We start from the raw sequence: 18,096 nt of genomic DNA on the forward strand, positions 1-18,096 counted from the left end.
ACAAAAACATAGGGGCAACTTTCGTCACCCCTATGGTTAATTATTCATTATTTCACGGATGATCAGCCAAATTTCCCGGCCGTTGAAGCCAGTAGGAATGCAGCATAGGTAAGGATATAGCCCACCGTAAAGTGAACTAAACCCGTTAACCATCCTTGAACAATTGACAGCGAAACGGGTTTGTCTTTCCAGATCACGAGGTTTGCCAGAGGGGTGCGTTCATGGGCCCAAACTAACGTTTCAATCAGTTCTTGCCAATAACCTCGCCAAGAGATCAGGAACATAAACCCAGTGGCCCAAACCAAATGTCCGAACAGGAACATCCAGGCCCAAACCGAGAGGTTACTGGTTCCGTAGGGGTTGTAACCATTGATCACCTGAGCCGAATACAGCCATAGGTAATCGCGCAACCAACCCATAATATAGGTTGAGCTTTCATTAAATTGAGCGACGTTTCCTTGCCAGACCCCTAAATGCTTCCAATGGAAATAGAACGTTACCCAACCAAGGGTATTCAGCATCCAGAAGGTAGCCAGGAAGAAAGATTGCTCCCAAGCCGACGTTTGACAAGTCCCGCCCCGTCCAGGGCCATCACAAGGGAAGGTAAAACCGAAGTCTTTTTTATCAGGCATCAGTTTAGTGCCACGGGCATCTAACGCACCTTTGACACAAATTAAGGTGGTGGTATGCAGACCCAGGGCGATCGCATGGTGAACGAGGAAATCACCAGGGCCAATAGTTAAAAACAACGAATTCTTACCAGAATTAATCGCTGCTAACCAACCCGGCAACCAAACATTCCCATGATTTGGCCAAGCGGTATGGGCAATACTGTCAGGGTTCGCCAGTAACACATCCATTGCATAAAGGGCTTTACCGTGAGCCGCTTGAATGAACTGAGCAAATACAGGTTCAATCAAAATTTGCTTTTCCGGTGTCCCAAAGGCGACAACCACATCATTGTGAACGTATATACCCAGGGTATGGAATCCCAAAAACAGAGACACCCAACTTAAATGAGAAATAATCGCCTCTTTGTGATTCAAAACCCGATCTAAAACGTTGCCTTTGTTTTGGTCGGGGTCATAGTCCCGTACCCAGAAGATGGCAGCATGGGCAAAGGCTCCGACCATGAGGAACCCAGCAATATATTGATGATGGGTATACAGCGCCGATTGGGTTGTATAATCCCTGGCGATAAACGCATAAGGTGGCATCGAATACATATGCTGCGCCACCAGCGATGTCACCACACCCAACGCAGCCAGATGAATTCCTAACTGGAAGTGCAGGGAGTTGTTATAGGTATCATACAAACCTTGGTGGGGTAAGTTGAACTGTCCTTCGGTGGGAACCCCAAACAACGGATCTTTCGAGTTCAACATCTCTTTAATACTGTGGCCAATGCCGAAGTTGGTTCGGTACATATGACCCGCAATAATAAAGATCACCGCGATCGCTAAATGGTGATGGGCAATATCCGTCAGCCATAACGATTCAGTTTGGGGATGAAACCCACCCAAAAACGTTAAAATCGCCGTTCCTGCCCCGTCCGATGAGCCAAAAACGTGCCGTGCTGTATCAGGATTTTGGGCATAAACCCCCCAATTTGCAGTAAAGAAGGGTTTGAGTCCGGCTGGATGGGGTAACGTGGTCAAGAAGTTATCCCATCCGACGTGCTGGCCACGGGATTCAGGGATGGCAACATGAACTAAATGGCCTGTCCACGCTAGACAACTGACCCCAAATAAACCCGCTAAGTGGTGGTTTAAGCGAGACTCCGCATTCTTAAACCAAGACAAACTCGGACGATACTTGGGTTGAAGGTGTAACCAGCCCGCAAACAAAAACAATGCCGCCAAAAGCAGGAGGAACACAGCGCCTTGATAAAGCTCGGCGTTAGTTCTCATCCCAATGGTATACCACCAATGATAAACGCCCGAATAGGCAATATTAACGGGGTTTATAGCTCCGGCTTGGGAGAAGGCTTCCACCGCCGGTTTGCCAAATTGAGGATCCCAAATGGCATGGGCAATGGGACGAATGTGCAGGGGATCTCGAATCCACTGTTCAAAATTTCCTTGCCAAGCGACATGGAACAGGTTGCCGGATGTCCATAAAAAGATAATTGCCAAATGACCAAAATGGGAGGCAAAAATCTTTTGATAGAGATTTTCCTCGTTCATGCCATCATGGCTTTCAAAATCATGGGCCGTGGCAATCCCGTACCAAATTCGGCGAGTGGTTGGGTCTTGAGCCAGACCTTGATCAAATTTTGGGAATTTCGCTGCCATGTATTTACTGACTCCATCAGAGCGAATCCAAGTTGCTAAAGATGAGCCAGTGCATCCGGGTTAATATTAAAAAAAACCCATTCATTAATCACAGAAAGGGATAGAAAAAAATCAAACCCGACTGCACTAGCAACACCCAACTTTGGAGAAATTGTGTTTCAGCGTTGAAACGAAACGCTACAATTCATCACCAACTTTATCGATAAAGATGGCAATCTCAACCCTCAAAAGAGGACATTTTTTACTTAAAAATCCCATTAAATAATCCAAAAAGGAGTTAAGGGATATTTAGCAATATGAATCCAGAAAATTTCAATTCCCAAGCTTAACTTCATAGAGAAGTAATCAATACTTTACCGATTTCTGATCAATTCATTTTCTAACTTAAGGTAGAGATTTTGTTAATTTCGCTTGTAATCAATGATGAGACTTCTTCAATGGATGAGTTTTATCGCTTAATTTACAAACCGAATTCACAAACAGATCATGCTGAAGTTAGATGAGGGGAAACAGTCATCCCTTCAGAATAGATGAGTATTAGCTTTAGCTTACCTCTTTGTTATTCCTAACTGCCATGTCTCAAATTTTATATATTTTTAATCAAGTTTCACCGATCCTATTGCAGATTGTTTGCTTTAGTGTTGCTTGGTTATTCGTTTTTTCGTTAATCTGGAGTACCTATAGAACACTGACACAAGGAATAACCAGCGTTAAAGAATTACATAAAATTCCTTGTTCAACCTGTAAATTTTTTACCGAAAATTATCAATTAAAGTGTACAATTAACCCCAAAATTGCGTTAACGAAACAAGCCATTAACTGTTCAGATTTTTCGGATTATCAAACTTTAACTTCTTACCTGGGTGAACAAGGTAGAAGTTAGCTTCTCAATCCCAGTTGAGTTAGACGTTAAAACTGAATCCCAGAACAAATAATATGCCTAATAGCGTTACACTGAAAATGAACAAACGTTGGTTTGTGCGTTGGTTTTGATGCCAAATTTCTTGATAACTGAGTTGATAATCTTGAATCATCAAAAATGCAGGAGGGCTGAAAAAGAAAGGCAAAAACCGATTCAGAAGCAGTCCGATTAAAAAGTTGATATCCCATAACTTTCGACGGAACCAATTTTGGTTATATTGCCAAGGAAATGTTGTTTGAGCTAAATGAATTAACGCTTCAATATCTCCAGAACGTCGAGCTTCATATAGGGGTAAAGCCAATAACAGATCATCCTGGGTTTCTTCGAGAACTTGCTGTAAAATATAAACATCTTCTAACGCTGAGTTGACCCCTTGACCAATATCGGGGGGAAAACAATGGACTGCATCTCCTAATAAGAGGATGGCAGAGAAAGTTTGATCAGATTTCAATAAAAAGTGTAATCCCGAACAAAATTGAGGAACAGGAAAAACACCGCCTTGACTGTTGACAAATCGTGTAATTTCAGACTCAGAAATAATATCACGAATGGATAATTGAGGGAAAGATTGTTCTAAAAAGCGATATAATTCTTCATTCGTTTTTAAAGTCCAAATTTTATGATTAGGATAAGTAATAATATTAGCGGTTCGAGGTTCATCGGGATTTTTCATGGGTAATAAACCCAAAGAAATTTTCTTCTGACCTTCTACGGTTTTACCCCGAATTGCATAAGCCATGGTACAAACAGATTGATCATCTAGTTGGTTTGAAAGCGGAAATTGAGGCGGTAAGGTTAATACTTGATAGCGCAGTCCTGAACTAGCGGAGGGAAAATACTGCATTTCAAAGCGATGATGATCAGGTTTTTCCCAGTCGTTTAGGGTTTGACGAACAATAGAATTTAAACCATCACAACCAACTACAAAACCAGGTGTAAAACTCATTAATTCACTATTTTTTGATTCAACAATTACCTGCAATTGTTCCTGTTTTTGCTTTAATTCAATACATTTTGCTTCAAATAAAACGGTGATTTGCTGTTGCCAATTGCGTTCAATTTCTTCATAAAGTAGAGAAACAAAGGTTCTTCGAGGCAACCAATAAGCTGTTTTTCGATTAGGATTAATAAAGGGTAATTTTATCGTTTTTCGCTTTCCATTGGGTTGAATTAACGTTAAGTAAAATTCTTGGCTGGAAACACTTATTTCTGCTAAATTTGGAGTTAATCCCAGCCAATCTAATAATTTTTGACCTCGACCATCAATTTGATAGTTAAACGCTTTATCGGGTTCGTAATAGTCAGCCGTTTTTCGTTTTTCTAAAACAGTAATTTCTGTCCAGCCCCGTTTTGCTAACATTAAAGCGATCGCCAATCCCGATGGGCCGCCCCCAACAATTACAACATTTCGACATCCAGATTTATCAGTTAACATCGGTAGAACTTGAATTCAATTGTGTTTATAATCATCTATTATCGTTGCAGACTCCGAGGATCAAGGGCATCTCTTAACCCATCTCCTAATAAATTAAAAGCTAATACCGTTAAAATAATTAAAATTGCAGGAGGCCAAATTAACCAAGGTTGTAACACTAAAATTGAAGCGTTTGTTGCCGAAGACAGTAAATTTCCCCAAGAGGGATCGGGTTGTTGAATTCCTAAGCCAATCAAACTTAAAACCGATTCTGCAATAATAAAACCGGGAATTGATAATGTTGCTGAAATAATCAGATAGGTTGCAGTTTGGGGTAGAACATGACGAGCAATAATATATAAAGAATTAGCTCCAATAGCCCGTGAAGCTTGAACAAATTGTTGTTCTTTAATAGATAAAACTTGTCCTCGAATCACTCGTGCTAACCCAGCCCAACTAATAAAAGAAATAATCACCACAATCAATAGAAAACGCTGGCTACTGGTTATTTGTGGGGGTAATACGGCGGCTAAGGCTACTAATAAATATAATCCTGGAATCGTCATTAATACTTCAACAATTCGCATGGTAAAAGTATCTAGCCATCCGCCAAAATAACCGGAAATTCCGCCAATAATCATTCCTAACGGGAACGAAATTAGAATTCCAACTAATCCTATACTGAGACTAATTCGACCTCCAAAAACAATCCGACTAAATTGATCTCTGGCTTGTTCATCGGTTCCCAGTAGGTTAATTTGTCCAGCCCCGACTGTTCCAAATAAATGACGATCAAATGGGATAATTCCTAATATTTTATAGGGTTCTCCCTGAACGAAAAATCGGACAGGACTGGGTTGACTTTTATCAACATTAAGTTGACGAATTCCCGTTTCAATATCCACCGGGCCTTGAGTTGTAGGGTAAACATGGGGGCCAATCCATTGCCCTTTTTGGTTATACCAATAAATTTGAGTCGGTGGCAATAATGAAGCGTTCAGTTGCGACTGATAAGGACTATAAGGCGCAACAAAATCTGCTGCAATGACGATCAGATAAAATAATAATAAAATTCCGGCTCCAAATTGAGCTAAAGGATTCGTTTTAAGTCGTTGCCACCATTTCATAGTTCAGATTTTTCACTCAAAGAATTGTTGAAAAACTTGTAGAGTTGTGTCTCTATTTTTTTTATTTTACACCTTTAAGCGTTCCTGTTCGGCTAGAGATAAAGTTTCCGTTGGTGTTAAGTCACTTTTTGAATCTAAAGGATTATAAAAAAAGGAACCAGTTTGAGGGGGTAAAGTGGGATCAACAACCACTTCAATAATACTTTTAATCACCCCTGCCATGGGAATTGCCAGAATAAATCCTAATAATCCTCCTATTTTTCCTCCTAATAATAAAGCACTAAAAATAATCACAGGGCTTAATCCGGTTAAATCTCCCATAATTCGAGGAGCAACAATATTATCCTTAACTTGTTGAATGGCAACGGCAACGGCTAACACTTGTAAAGCCAGCCACCAATCAATAAAAGCCACAATAATCGTAACAGTTCCAATCCCTAATGTGGCTCCCACAAAGGGGATAATTTCCAATAATCCAATCACAACAGCAAATAATAGGAAATAGGGAACTTTTAACATTAAAAAGGCAACGGTTAAGGTGACAGCCATAAAAATTCCCTGCAAGGTTTGTCCTAAGACAAATTTTTTCAAATTCCGTTCTAGTGAAAAGGTTAAAACCTCGCGAATTTGGGGGGATAAAATAGTGATTAGGAGGTTCCATAACCGTTCCCCATCTAATAACATATAAAAGGCAATGACCAAAATAAAAATTAAGTCAAAAAACCAATTAAAGGTTCCTAGCACTAAACCTAAACTTCCGGTGAGAATCGGTTCAATGGTTCCTTGAATTCGAGACAAAAGTTGCTGTTGTAAAATTCCGACATCAAAGGGTAAATTTCGGTCAGCACTCCAAACTTGAAATTCCGCTAACTGTTGCCGTCCTGATTCTATTAATTCGGGTAATCGAGTAATTAATTGTCGTCCTTGATTAAAGACAGGTGGGACAAGAGTTAAGGCAATAATTACAAAGGTTACAATCGCAATTAAATACACTAAAGCGGCGGCAATTCCTCGCGGAATAAAGCGTTCTAATTTTGCCACAGCGTAGTTCAGAAGAAAGGCAATTAATCCAGAGGTAACTAATATACTGATTAATTCGCCAACATAACCTAAAAATTGAAAGCTTAACCAACTCACGACTAAAATCAGTAAACCCGTGAGTAAACGACTTTGTAAAGGCGAAAAAACAGAATTCGTCATGGAACTCATAGAAAATTTAAAATATAAAGTAGTTTACCCTATTTTGGGATAGATGACCTGATGGAACATTAAAATTTTATCCTTCAACGATTAAACAGATTAAACCATGACGACCTCCTTGATGGTTTCCTCATGTTCAACCAGGAAGACATTGGCGTGCAGGTTAGCAATAATTTGTTGGCCTTGCTGAGTTAAAGATAAGTACCGTAGACTATCTTTAATATAGGGATACACTTTATGCCAATAAAATTGAGGGTAATTTCTTCGCAACTCTCCGGCATTATGATAGCCTGCTTTTTGATTAAATCCTGTTTCTTCAAACTCATAAAATAAGGCACTAATTTTTTGAAGATATCGAGGATCACTCAATTGACCAATTAAATCCGCCGCCCGCACTAAACCGGGATAATGTATTGTATCTTGATGATCGGATTTTTGAGGAACCGGAAATCGTGTCAGTTCAATATTAGATTGAATCACATCTGACTTAATTAAAGGATGTCCCCCAAATCGTTCTCGAATAAACAATTTAGCTCGATCAACATGATAAGGCATTAAACTCGCATCTGTACATCCAAAGGGCAAAAGTACCCTGTTTTCATCACATCCTGTAGCATAATATCCCTCTCGATCTTGGCGACAAACCCCTTTAACATAACCAATATCATGACAAACTAGAGAGAGCATAAAATGTAGCCAATCTTCGCTAGAAACCCCACCTTCGCGGATATGTTTTCCGCGTAAAATTTCTTGACCGACTAATGTAACGATAATTGTATGTTCAACATCATGATAGAGGGCATCGCTATTGGCAATATTTTCTAAAGCCATCCCTCCAGCCCAAGCGACAATATCCCCATAATGGGCATTAAATCCCCCATAGGTATGATGATATCCTGAGCGAAGTTGTTCAACAAAGTTATCAATTAAAAGTTGAGTTGCATTGAAAAACATAGGACATTTCCTGGCACAAATCGAGGTTTTGAGTTACAGAGAAAGCAGTGGTCAGCTTTTTCTTCCCTTGTTCATTTTTCTAGCATAGTTTATCGGAATCTGCCATTTTTCTTAAGAATGTCAATTTTGCCTGATCCTTGGTAGAATTTCTCTAATTGTAAATTAAAGTTGATTTTTAATTGAATTGTAAATAAAGGCGTGAAAGAACAACCCATGAATTCTCAGAAGGTGCTAACTCAACTTTTTGCTAAATTACAAGATTTTTTAACTAAAATTGCCAAGATTTGTCAATCTAATGGGATTATTTTTGCCTTAACAATGGGGGTACTGAGTCGCAGTATTATTCTGTTGACGTTTTTTGCAATTGCTTTCTTTTCTCCTGTTTCTTCTCAGTGGGGTTGGGAGGTTTTTTCAGCTTGGGATAGTCCCCTCTACCAAATTATTGCCACCTCTGGATATGAAGTCATTAATCAGACCGAACCGGGCGGAAATGTGGCATTTTTTCCATTATTTCCGTTATTAATTCGAGGATTAATGAATTTAGGTTTACCCTTTGAAGTAGCAGGCGTTTTAATTAATAATTTGGCTTTTTTTGGAGCTTTAATTTTACTCTATCAATGGGTGGAAATAACCAATAATTCTCAAGCTGCCCGTTGGGCAACAGCTATATTAGCTTGGTGTCCTTTATCGATTTTTGGCACTGTTATTTATACGGAAGGTTTATTTTTATTTTTGAGTATTGCTGCTTTAAAAGCTTTTGATTTAGAAAAGTATCCTCAAGTAATTTTGTGGGGGAGTTTAGCCACGGCAACGCGCATTACTGGAATCGCTTTAATTCCAGCTTTTCTAATTACAGCTTGGCAAAAACGAAAACCTGCGATCGCTTATTTATCCGGTTTATTAAGTGGCTGTGGTTTATTATTCTATAGTCTCTATTGTTGGATAAAATTTAATAATCCCATTGCCTTTATTACCGTTCAACACACCCAATGGCAACGCCAAACCGGATTTGATAGTCAAGGCTGGTTGAAAATGATCATGCAAATTTTAATCGGTTCTCAAAATTGGAAAAAAGGTACAATTGTTGATCCTTGGCATCCTTTCCTGGTTATAATTCTTGCTATCATAGGTTATCTACTTTGGCGATATCGTGATCAATTAGGAGAGGTAAAATTTGACTATAGTTTCTGTTTTTTACTGTTTATTTTATGGTTAATTGCAGGTGATCCCTTACTCAATACATCGATTATTTTAGGGAGTGGTTATTTACTGTGGTATTTACGTTATGAACTCAGTTTAGTTGCAGTAAATTATGGCTTCTGTGCGTTAGGTTTATTGTTAGCGTCTGGCGGTACAATTTCCCTCAGTCGTTTAGCGTATGGGATTGTTTCTGTTAGTTTAGCTTTAGGGGTAATGCTATCTCATCATCGTCGTTGGGGTTATGTGACCTTGGGATTTTTCACCCTGTTACTGATTAGTTTTTCAGTTCGCTTTGCTCAACATCTTTGGGTAGCTTAAGGGTTTATAGTATGAAAAAATAATGATATAATATCAATTTGAGCAAATTACAATGGAAAAAGATGATCAGCACCCAAAATCAACAAAAAAGTCCATTTCTTGTCCGTTTATTCCTAACGTCTACATTATTAACTTTAACATCAGCCCTTAATATTATTCCTCCCGTCCTCGCACAACGAGAAATAGATTTTGCTACCCAAGGTTGTCGCGGTGTTCCCCAGGAAGCATATTTTATGACAGAGAATTATCACATTAATATTTGTCAAGGACAATCGGGTTTATTCATGGCGGTAAGTTATCGTAATGGACAACTATTTGATCGGTTTTCTGTACAACAACAGCGAGAGGGTTATGCAGGAAATTCTCAAAAAGCATCCTATCAAGTGAACTCCAGAACCTTCACAATTCAACCGAATAATAATCAAAGACCAATTACAGAACGGGTACTGAGAACCCAAGGAAATCAAAGACCCCAAGAATCAAAAGTAACTGGAACAATTACTTACCGTCAACGCATTGCATTACCTCCGAATTCAACTGTTGTTGTTACATTACAAGATACAACCAGTCCAAATCGTGCACCTCGAAATATTACTCAACAAACTATTCCATTACGGGGTCAACAGGTTCCGGTTCCCTTTTCTTTGATTTATAATCCCGCCCAAATTCAACAGAATGGGATTTATAGAATTCGGGCAGAAATTTATGTTGATGGTCGATTAACTTGGGCAAATATGGGTCAAGATCGGGTGATTACGGGGGGAAATCCGAATAATATAGAAGTCATTGTACAACAGCTTAATTAGATTTTTTAGGGTGTTATGAGGAAGTATATTCTCCTAAATTTTGATGTAGAAGAATTTGATGCTCCCCTGAAATATGGAGAAAAAATAAAACCTTCTGTCCAGTTTGATATCTCGTTAATGGGATTAAGAAATATTCTGTCTTTACTGGAACATTTAAAGATTCGGGCGACATTTTTTGTAACGGCAAATTTTGCCTTACACCATCCTGAATTAATTGAAGCGATCGCGAGAACCCATGAAATCGCTTCTCACGGTTTTTATCATTCTAAATTTTCCCCGGAAGATTTGTGGAAATCTAAACAAGTGTTAGAAGAAATTTCGGGACAAACGGTTTCTGGGTTCCGTATGGGGGAACAGCAAATTATTAATGAACAAGCGATTTTAGCATCAGGATATCAATACCATTCTTCCTTCAATTCTAATTATTATCAGGGTAAACGTCGCACAGTTCATTATTGTGATCATTTACTCAATCTTCCCATCTCCGTAACACCCTTTGTCCGCTTTCCCCTCTTCGGGTTAAGTTTCAAAAATCTTCCCTTTCCTTTAATTCAGTTCGCCTCTCAAATTACCCTCGATAGCGATCGCTATCTCAATCTCAATTTTCATCCTTGGGAATTTACCGATATTTCTAAATTTAAACTTCCCAATTCCGTGAAACGTTTATCAGGAATTCATTTATTAAATCGACTAGAAAAGTATTTAATTTGGCTGAAAAAACAAGCCGAATTTTCAACGATTTCCGACTGGATCAACCGCATTAAACATCAGAAATATGATATTCTTGGATAAAAATCCCTTTAAACTTCATCCGGTATTAACCGCAATTTTCATCAGTAGCTTGATTTTATTTGCTTGTAGCAGTTTACGTCATGCTTTATTTCAATCTAATGCTTATGATTTAGGAATTTTTGATAATGGTATTTATTTAATAAGTCAAGGACAAGAACCCTTTGTCTCTTTTCGAGGATTACATATTTTAGGAGATCATGCTGCCTATATTCTATATATTATTGCTTTATTTTATAAAGTTTATCCTGATGTTCATTGGTTATTTGCGATTCAAGCTTTTTCCCTTTCCTTGGGTGCATTACCGACTTATCAGCTATCGTTACAAGCAGGTTTAAAGGAAACCCAAGCTCAAACCTTAGCTTTTGTGTATTTATTATATCCATTAATTTTTAATGTTAATTTATTTGATTTTCACCCTGAAGTAATTGCTTTACCTGCAATTTTATATGCAGTTTTGTTTGCTAGAAGCAATAAGATTTTAGGATTTATTTTCACAATTTTTATTATTTTAGGTTGCAAAGAAGTTTTATCTTTATTATTAATCGCAATGGGAGTTTGGTTATTCATCTTTGAGAAAAAAACCCGTTATGCTATTGTCTCAATCATTTTAGGACTCTTCTGGTTTTTCCTATCTACAGAATTCATTATCCCCCACTTTTCCCAAGCCCCTCCTATCGCCGTTGGCGTTTATAGTTTCCTCGGTAATTCTCTCGGAGAAATTACTTTAAATATTATCTTAAAACCGGGATTAGTATTAAGTAAAATTTTCACCTTAGCCAATTTAGAATACTTAATTTTACTTCTAATTCCCCTAATTTGGGGCCTATGGGGACGACATTTAACCCCCCTAATTTCTGCCACACCAATTTTATTTTTAAATCTGTTAGCTGAAAATCTGCAAATGAAGAACTTAACGCAACAATATTCCTTGGCGATTTTACCCTTTCTGATGTTAGCAGTTATTGAGAATTTGGCGCACGGTGAAGGATGGTTTAAACAGAAAAAATGGATAATTTTATGGTCTTTAATTGCCTTTTTTGCTTTAGCAAAATATGGTTATTTTACCTCTAAATATTTAACAACCCTGGATAATTGGCAAGCAACACGGGAAGCCCTCGGCTATATTAAAACGAAGGATAATATCTTAACAACCGATAAAATTGCCCCCCATCTCACCCATCGTCCCCATTTAGAACTCGCTATTCAAGGACGAGAAAAACTTGATTTAGAACCCTTTCAATACGTCTTATTAAACCAACGTCACCCCGGATGGCCGAGTTCTCCTGAATTAATCATTGGGTTAGTAAAACGTTTGCAAAATAACCCTAATTTTCAATTAAAATATTATCGAGATGAGGTTTTGTTGTTTGAAAAATTTTCTAGGGAATAAACAAATTGAATAACGACCACAGATGGTGGCTTTCAAAAATTAAAGCTACTGCCCAAATTAAAATACTGATGCCAACAGCAGCAGCAGAAATGTCTTTGATAGCGCGAATTCTCTCATCATACTGTTGTTCCAAAAAATCACATAAACCTTCAATGCTACTATTGAATAATTCAGCGATTAACATTAGGCCTGTAGCTAGAAAAATCAACATTAGATCCTGCCATTGACTAAAAATCACAGCAATGACTAAGACGACGACAGATACAATGACTTTGTAAGCAACACTAAACTCCGTTGCGATCGCAATATGAAGACCTGCTAAGATTACTTTTAGCTTGCGAATCGGATGATAACCAGATTGGCGGAACTTGCTAGCCATAAATTTTATCTGTAGCGCCCCTTTAAGGATTTCATCTTCAATTTTCGTAGAATTTTCACAGAAAATGTTATCATTAATCATTAAGGGCGAGTGTTCCCGCCCCTATATTCTCGCTTCTAATTATTTAGATTGAGCTTGGGTTCCTTGTTTTGTTTTAGCAATTTCACCCTTGAGAATTTCTAACCCTTTAACATATTGAGGATCATCCGTTGTTCCTACTTTTGTCCGATCTTTTCTTAACTCATCTCGTTGGGCTTCGGTGAGTTCAACTTTAATATCTGGTTGAATTCCTTCATGGTTAATATCTCGACCACTGGGAGTAAAATATTTCGCAATGGTTACGGCTAAACCTGAACCATTTCCCACCCCTCGGACAGATTGAACTAACCCTTTCCCAAAGGTTTTTGTTCCCACTAAAACCGCCCGTTTGTTATCTTGTAAAGCACCGGATAAAATTTCACTGGCGCTGGCTGAACCTCCATCTACTAAAACCACTAAAGGTTTATTGGTTAAAGCGCGATTATTTGCTTTTTGACGGTCTGTTTCCCCTTGACGATCAACCGTAGAAACAATATCGCCTTGATTTAACCACATCCGAGCAATTTCAATGCTAGAATACAGTAATCCCCCTGGATTTGAACGTAAATCAAGGATATAACCCGCCACATTTTGTTTCTCTAAATCATTAATGGCTTCGCGCATTTCTTCGGCGGCATTAGCGCTAAAAGTATTTAAGCGAATATAACCAATTTCTCCCGCCGAACTGGGATTTTTAGACGAACGAACCGGATGAATTTCAATGCGATCGCGAGTAATATTAAAATCTAAAGGTTTATCTCCCCGTAATATTTTAATATTAACTTTTGTTCCCACCGGCCCCCGAATTAAACTCACCGCTTCATTAATATCCATTCCCTCAGTGGTGCGACCATCAATTTCACTAATAATATCTTGAGCTTGAACTCCGGCGGTAAAGGCGGGAGAACCTTCAATGGGAGAAATCACCACTAACTTTTTCGTCTTTTCATCTTGGGTTAATTGAATGCCGACCCCGGTTAATTCCCCAGAAGTATCAATTTGCATATTTTTGAATTCTTCGGGGTTCATGAAGCGCGTGTAGGGGTCGTCGAGCTTCTTCAACATTTCCCGAATAGCGGTGTAGGCTTGTTCGTCGCTGGTGTAGTTGCGGTTTAAATATTCAGTGCGAACAGCCGTCCAGTCCACTTGATTAAAGGTTCCATCGACATAACTTTTATGGATCACCTGCCAAACTTCGTCAATTAACTCCTTGGGACTTTCCCGAAAGGATGCTTGACTCGAAAGATGAATTCCCGCCCCTGCAACCGCTACAGCCGTTAACATCACTGCCGTTGCACCAAGAACAAGCCCACTTCTTGAAATAACCATCTGTTTGTTGAACCAGAAAATATAAATTTCAATATCAATACGCCCAATGTAGCACAGGTTTCAGTTGACTGTTGACCGTTATAGCGCGTAGAGCTAGGGAACTGTGAACTGGGAACAGGATTTAGTAGAGACGTGCCAAAAGCCTACGGCATGGCTGGGCCCAGGCGCGTCTCTACATGAATTAAATTGTCTCTACATGAATTAAATTAAGGATCAACCCAACGGCCATCCGCTTTAATTAAGTTAATTAATTCTTCTACCCCTTGGGTTTCAGGGACTTTTTTAATCTCTTCTCGACCGCGATAAAGAGAAATAAAACCGGGTTGTTTACCCACATAACCATAGTCTGCATCGGCCATTTCTCCGGGGCCATTGACAATACATCCCATCACCGCAATATCTAACCCGGTTAAATGTTTTGTGGCTTCGCGGACTTGATGTAAAACTTCTTCTAAGTTAAATAAAGTGCGACCGCAGGACGGACAAGCGACATATTCCACCATCGTTTTCCGCAGCCCTAACGCTTGCAGAATACTATAACAAACGGGAATTTCTTTTTCAGGTGCTTCGGTTAAAGAAACCCGAATGGTATCGCCAATTCCTCCAGCTAATAATGTACCAATTCCAGCCGTTGATTTAATCCGACCATATTCTCCATCTCCGGCTTCTGTCACCCCTAAATGTAAGGGATAATCCATCCCTAATTCATCCATCCGTTTGACCATTAAACGGTTCGCTGCGACCATCACCGGAACCCGTGACGCCTTGAGGGAAATCACAATATTTTGAAAATCCAAAGATTCACATATTTTAATAAATTCTAACGCCGATTCCACCATGCCTTCGGGAGTATCGCCATAAGTAAATAACATTCGTTCTGCTAAAGAACCATGATTCACACCAATTCGCATGGCTTTTCCTTGATCACGCAAAGAAACCACTAAAGGTTCTAAGGTTTGCCTAATTTTATCGCCAATTTCATCAAATTCAGATTGAGTATATTCGGTGCGATCGCTTTTCGGTTTTTCAAACACATATAACCCTGGATTAATTCGCACTTTATCGACATATTTTGCCACTTCCAGGGCGATTTTCATGCCATTGTGATGAACATCCGCCACTAAGGGAACAGGTTGATATGTTTCGGCTAATTTCTGTTTAATTTTGCCAACAGCCGTCGCATGACCCACACTCGGAACCGTCACCCGCACAATTTCACACCCAATTTCATGCAAACGACGTACCGCCGCCGTCGCCCCATCAATATCCATCGTATCTTCATTAATCATCGATTGGACAACAACCGGATGACCTCCCCCAATGGTCACAGTTCCCACCTGGACAGGACGAGTCTTGCGGCGGTGAATCATCGTATCCACCGGAGTTTGATCGGATGTCGGTTGAGTTGGAACAGGTAAAGTTTGCATAGTTAATAATAGATTTCTGTCAATCAGCGATCAGAATAGTGTCTCCTATTAACTAATAGATTGCCATAAAAGGGGCATTTGGGGAATGACCCGGGCGGATACTGAAGGGGTTAGGGAGGAAAGACAGAATTTATTTTACAATTTAAACTACGCTTAACTTTATTTTTTATTTATAACCTTAATCAATTAAAATCACACTAGGGATTGCACCAATTCAGAAGGAATCACAAGACCTATGTACATGAATGATTATCTTAAAGACAAACAAGCTGAGTTTATTCATCGCCTCAAAAATGGATTAAATAGTTTACTCTTTTATGAAAGACCGGGAATTTATGGAGAGATTAAAACCCTTTCGGGTCAGGACTTAAACCCCATTCGTCAACACGCTTGGGATATGGTTAGAAAATATCGGAAAGCTGACCCTCAAGTGGTTTTCAGAAATACGATGATGGGAAAACTGGGAGAAGAAATCGTTAAGAAATATTTAGGAGATTTTGTCGGTAATATTAACTATGAAATTATCCCAGAAACTGGCGATGGTCTGATCGATCTCCGTATTAGTACGGATTATTCGATTGGAATTCAAGTGAAAACTCGCTATAGTTCTCCAACAATGGCGCAATGGTGGGTGAGTTGGGAAGAAATTACTAAAAATCAAGCTATTGTTTGTATCTTAATTTATTCTAATTCTCAGACTATTGTTAAATTTGATGAGTTTAAATCCGAATATTCTGCTATTATTGCTGGGTTTCTTCCCGCTCGTTTACTTCAAAAGCGCATTGAACAAAAAGAAATCAGTTTAGAATATTATCAAAATCACAGTATTGTTAAATTGCAGATTAATGACTTACATTATGGCGACGGTCTAAGGAATTTCTTAAAAGGCTTAACCAATAATCCTGATTTTTACCTAGAATCTGGGTTAAATTGTGCTGAACAACAGGGAGATTATCAAACCGCCATTAAAAATTATACGAAAGCATTACAACTACAACCTACTTATGCAGATGCCTATCGTTATCGCGGAATAGCTTATTTTAAAATAGGTCAAAAACAGGCAGCCATTGATAATTTATTAGATGCTTCCGATTTATATTCTAAACAAGGGAATATTAAGGCAGTTCAAGAAATTAATTTCATGATTCGAGATGTTCAAAAAATCAATGAACCTCTCTCAACAGTCGAAAAATGGAATTGTATCCAAACTCTAAAACTCCATTCCGCTAATATTTTTTGCTGTACTATCAGCACCAACGGTCAAATTTTAGTCACCGGAAGTAAAGATAAAACCGTTAAGGTTTTAAATCCTCAAACTGGAGAACTATTGCACAGTTTTATCGGACATCACGATCATATTTATGCCGTTGCTATTAGTCCCAATTCTTCTATAATTGCCAGTGGGAGTTGTGATAATACTATAAAACTCTGGAATTTACAAACCGGAGCATTAATCAAAACTATTAAGCTTAATTCCCATTATATTACCAGTTTAAAATTTACTCCCGATGGCGAAAACTTAATTAGTGGCTGTTGGGATTATAGCGTGCAGTTATGGAAAGTCGCCACTGGAGAAAACCTCAGAACCCTTTATAAACATTCTGGGGGTGTTGATTGTGTCGATATGACTTCCAATTGGGATTTTATTGTTAGTGGGGGAAGGGATAGAAAAGTGATTATTTGGGACTTGAGAAATATGAAAATTTGCCGAACTTTAATTCAACGATTTTATATTCGATCTTTAGCTATTAGTCCCGATAATCAATTTATTGTCACCAGTAGCGATGACGGTAAACTCTTTATTTGGAATCTGCAAAAAGGTCAACTTATTCGCACGTTAAATCATCATAAAAATTGGGTTTATACCGTTGCAATTAGTCCCGATGGCAATAGAATTGTCAGTGGTAGCGCTGATCAAACCCTGAATATCTGGAATCTACACACTGGAGAATTAATCGAGAGTTTAAACCCTCAAGGCGGTGCAATTTATTCCGTTACTTTTATTACCCCCGATGGTCATACTTTCGCTAGTAGTCATGGAGATGGAAGCATTAAAATTTGGAAACAGAGTTAGAGAATAGCTAGAGATTTCGTTATTATGATTAAAAGACAACCTTAAATCGCAGCACCCACCATTGCAATTTTCCGGTATTCTTCGGCTGCATTTTGGCAAGCTGTAGCACAGCTTTGACAGTGAGTATTATTGTGTTTTTGACATTCTTTAGCGCAAGCTTCACAAATTTCTAAACAAGTCCGACACAGAGGCGCAATAAAGCGGGAACCACGACTCATAAACCCTGCAATTGTCCAACATAGTTGTCCAATAGAAATAAACATTACTAAAACTACTATAGCAATCCTATTTGAGTTGTATCCAAAATTTCTGCTCAAAAGGGAACAGGGAACAGGGAACAGGGGTAATACTTCTAGCTGTTTCATATCAGTTTTAAATTATCACAACCTATT

The 18,096-nt window shown here is 38.7% G+C and carries 15 protein-coding genes; 6 read left to right on the forward strand and 9 right to left on the reverse strand.

Translation table 11 applies throughout. From position 1 onward, the window contains the following. Positions 1 to 62: 62 nt before the first annotated feature. Positions 63 to 2,294: a photosystem I core protein PsaB gene (psaB, locus tag PL9214_RS14175; protein ID WP_072719439.1), complete on the reverse strand. Its 2,232-nt coding sequence runs from the start codon at positions 2,292 to 2,294 to the stop codon at positions 63 to 65. Positions 2,295 to 2,868: 574 nt separating this feature from the next. On the opposite strand from psaB, the gene PL9214_RS14180 reads away from it, so the two are divergent. Beyond that, entirely contained in the window at positions 2,869 to 3,177 is a 309-nt protein-coding gene (locus PL9214_RS14180) for a hypothetical protein (protein WP_072719440.1), read from the forward strand. A gap of 19 nt (positions 3,178 to 3,196) precedes the next feature. Here PL9214_RS14180 and PL9214_RS14185 read toward each other — a convergent pair whose 3' ends face one another. The 4 genes from PL9214_RS14185 to PL9214_RS14200 all read right to left on the reverse strand — a co-directional run bounded on the left by PL9214_RS14185 (position 3,197) and on the right by PL9214_RS14200 (position 7,911). After that, positions 3,197 to 4,651 (reverse strand): FAD-dependent oxidoreductase, encoded by a 1,455-nt coding sequence (locus PL9214_RS14185; protein WP_072719441.1) that lies wholly within the window; start codon positions 4,649 to 4,651, stop codon positions 3,197 to 3,199. A gap of 38 nt (positions 4,652 to 4,689) precedes the next feature. Then, on the reverse strand, positions 4,690 to 5,757 hold the full coding sequence (locus tag PL9214_RS14190) for an ABC transporter permease (RefSeq protein WP_072719442.1): 1,068 nt from the start codon (positions 5,755 to 5,757) through the stop codon (positions 4,690 to 4,692). Between the two features lie 66 nt (positions 5,758 to 5,823). Further along, positions 5,824 to 6,957: an AI-2E family transporter gene (locus PL9214_RS14195; protein ID WP_072719443.1), complete on the reverse strand. Its 1,134-nt coding sequence runs from the start codon at positions 6,955 to 6,957 to the stop codon at positions 5,824 to 5,826. 99 nt (positions 6,958 to 7,056) lie between these two features. Then, positions 7,057 to 7,911 carry an Npun_R2479 family HD domain-containing metalloprotein gene (locus PL9214_RS14200; protein WP_072719444.1) on the reverse strand — a complete coding sequence of 285 codons (855 nt, stop codon included), beginning with the start codon at positions 7,909 to 7,911 and terminating at the stop codon, positions 7,057 to 7,059. A 198-nt stretch (positions 7,912 to 8,109) separates the two neighbouring features. Between PL9214_RS14200 and PL9214_RS14205 the strand changes: the two genes are divergently transcribed. From PL9214_RS14205 to PL9214_RS14220, 4 genes are all read left to right on the forward strand, one after another. Beyond that, positions 8,110 to 9,429 carry a mannosyltransferase family protein gene (locus PL9214_RS14205; protein WP_245824249.1) on the forward strand — a complete coding sequence of 440 codons (1,320 nt, stop codon included), beginning with the start codon at positions 8,110 to 8,112 and terminating at the stop codon, positions 9,427 to 9,429. Between the two features lie 62 nt (positions 9,430 to 9,491). Continuing rightward, positions 9,492 to 10,235: a YbaY family lipoprotein gene (locus PL9214_RS30090; protein ID WP_083580018.1), complete on the forward strand. Its 744-nt coding sequence runs from the start codon at positions 9,492 to 9,494 to the stop codon at positions 10,233 to 10,235. A 15-nt stretch (positions 10,236 to 10,250) separates the two neighbouring features. Next, the gene (locus tag PL9214_RS14215) at positions 10,251 to 11,027 is read left to right on the forward strand and encodes a polysaccharide deacetylase family protein (protein ID WP_072719445.1); all 777 of its coding nucleotides are present in this window, start codon (positions 10,251 to 10,253) and stop codon (positions 11,025 to 11,027) included. Continuing rightward, on the forward strand, positions 11,011 to 12,417 hold the full coding sequence (locus tag PL9214_RS14220; RefSeq protein WP_072719446.1) for a DUF2079 domain-containing protein: 1,407 nt from the start codon (positions 11,011 to 11,013) through the stop codon (positions 12,415 to 12,417). Before PL9214_RS14215 ends, PL9214_RS14220 begins: the two co-directional genes overlap by 17 nt. On the opposite strand, the gene PL9214_RS14225 is transcribed toward PL9214_RS14220, so the two are convergent. From PL9214_RS14225 to ispG, 3 genes are all read right to left on the reverse strand, one after another. After that, positions 12,407 to 12,796 carry a diacylglycerol kinase gene (locus tag PL9214_RS14225; RefSeq protein WP_072719481.1) on the reverse strand — a complete coding sequence of 130 codons (390 nt, stop codon included), beginning with the start codon at positions 12,794 to 12,796 and terminating at the stop codon, positions 12,407 to 12,409. The two genes, PL9214_RS14220 and PL9214_RS14225, sit on opposite strands and share 11 nt — an antisense overlap. A gap of 120 nt (positions 12,797 to 12,916) precedes the next feature. Then, entirely contained in the window at positions 12,917 to 14,203 is a 1,287-nt protein-coding gene (gene ctpC / locus PL9214_RS14230; protein ID WP_072719447.1) for a carboxyl-terminal processing protease CtpC, read from the reverse strand. 206 nt (positions 14,204 to 14,409) lie between these two features. Then, positions 14,410 to 15,630, reverse strand: coding sequence for a (E)-4-hydroxy-3-methylbut-2-enyl-diphosphate synthase (ispG, locus tag PL9214_RS14235; protein ID WP_072719448.1), 1,221 nt, complete (start codon positions 15,628 to 15,630; stop codon positions 14,410 to 14,412). Positions 15,631 to 15,865: 235 nt separating this feature from the next. On the opposite strand from ispG, the gene PL9214_RS14240 reads away from it, so the two are divergent. Further along, on the forward strand, positions 15,866 to 17,704 hold the full coding sequence (locus tag PL9214_RS14240; RefSeq protein ID WP_083580019.1) for a WD40 domain-containing protein: 1,839 nt from the start codon (positions 15,866 to 15,868) through the stop codon (positions 17,702 to 17,704). A gap of 41 nt (positions 17,705 to 17,745) precedes the next feature. Here PL9214_RS14240 and PL9214_RS14245 read toward each other — a convergent pair whose 3' ends face one another. Beyond that, positions 17,746 to 17,967, reverse strand: a complete 222-nt coding sequence (locus PL9214_RS14245) for a four-helix bundle copper-binding protein (protein ID WP_072719450.1) — start codon at positions 17,965 to 17,967, stop codon at positions 17,746 to 17,748. Positions 17,968 to 18,096 lie beyond the last annotated feature (129 nt).

Source organism: Planktothrix tepida PCC 9214, from assembly GCF_900009145.1.
Lineage (GTDB): Bacteria > Cyanobacteriota > Cyanobacteriia > Cyanobacteriales > Microcoleaceae > Planktothrix > Planktothrix tepida.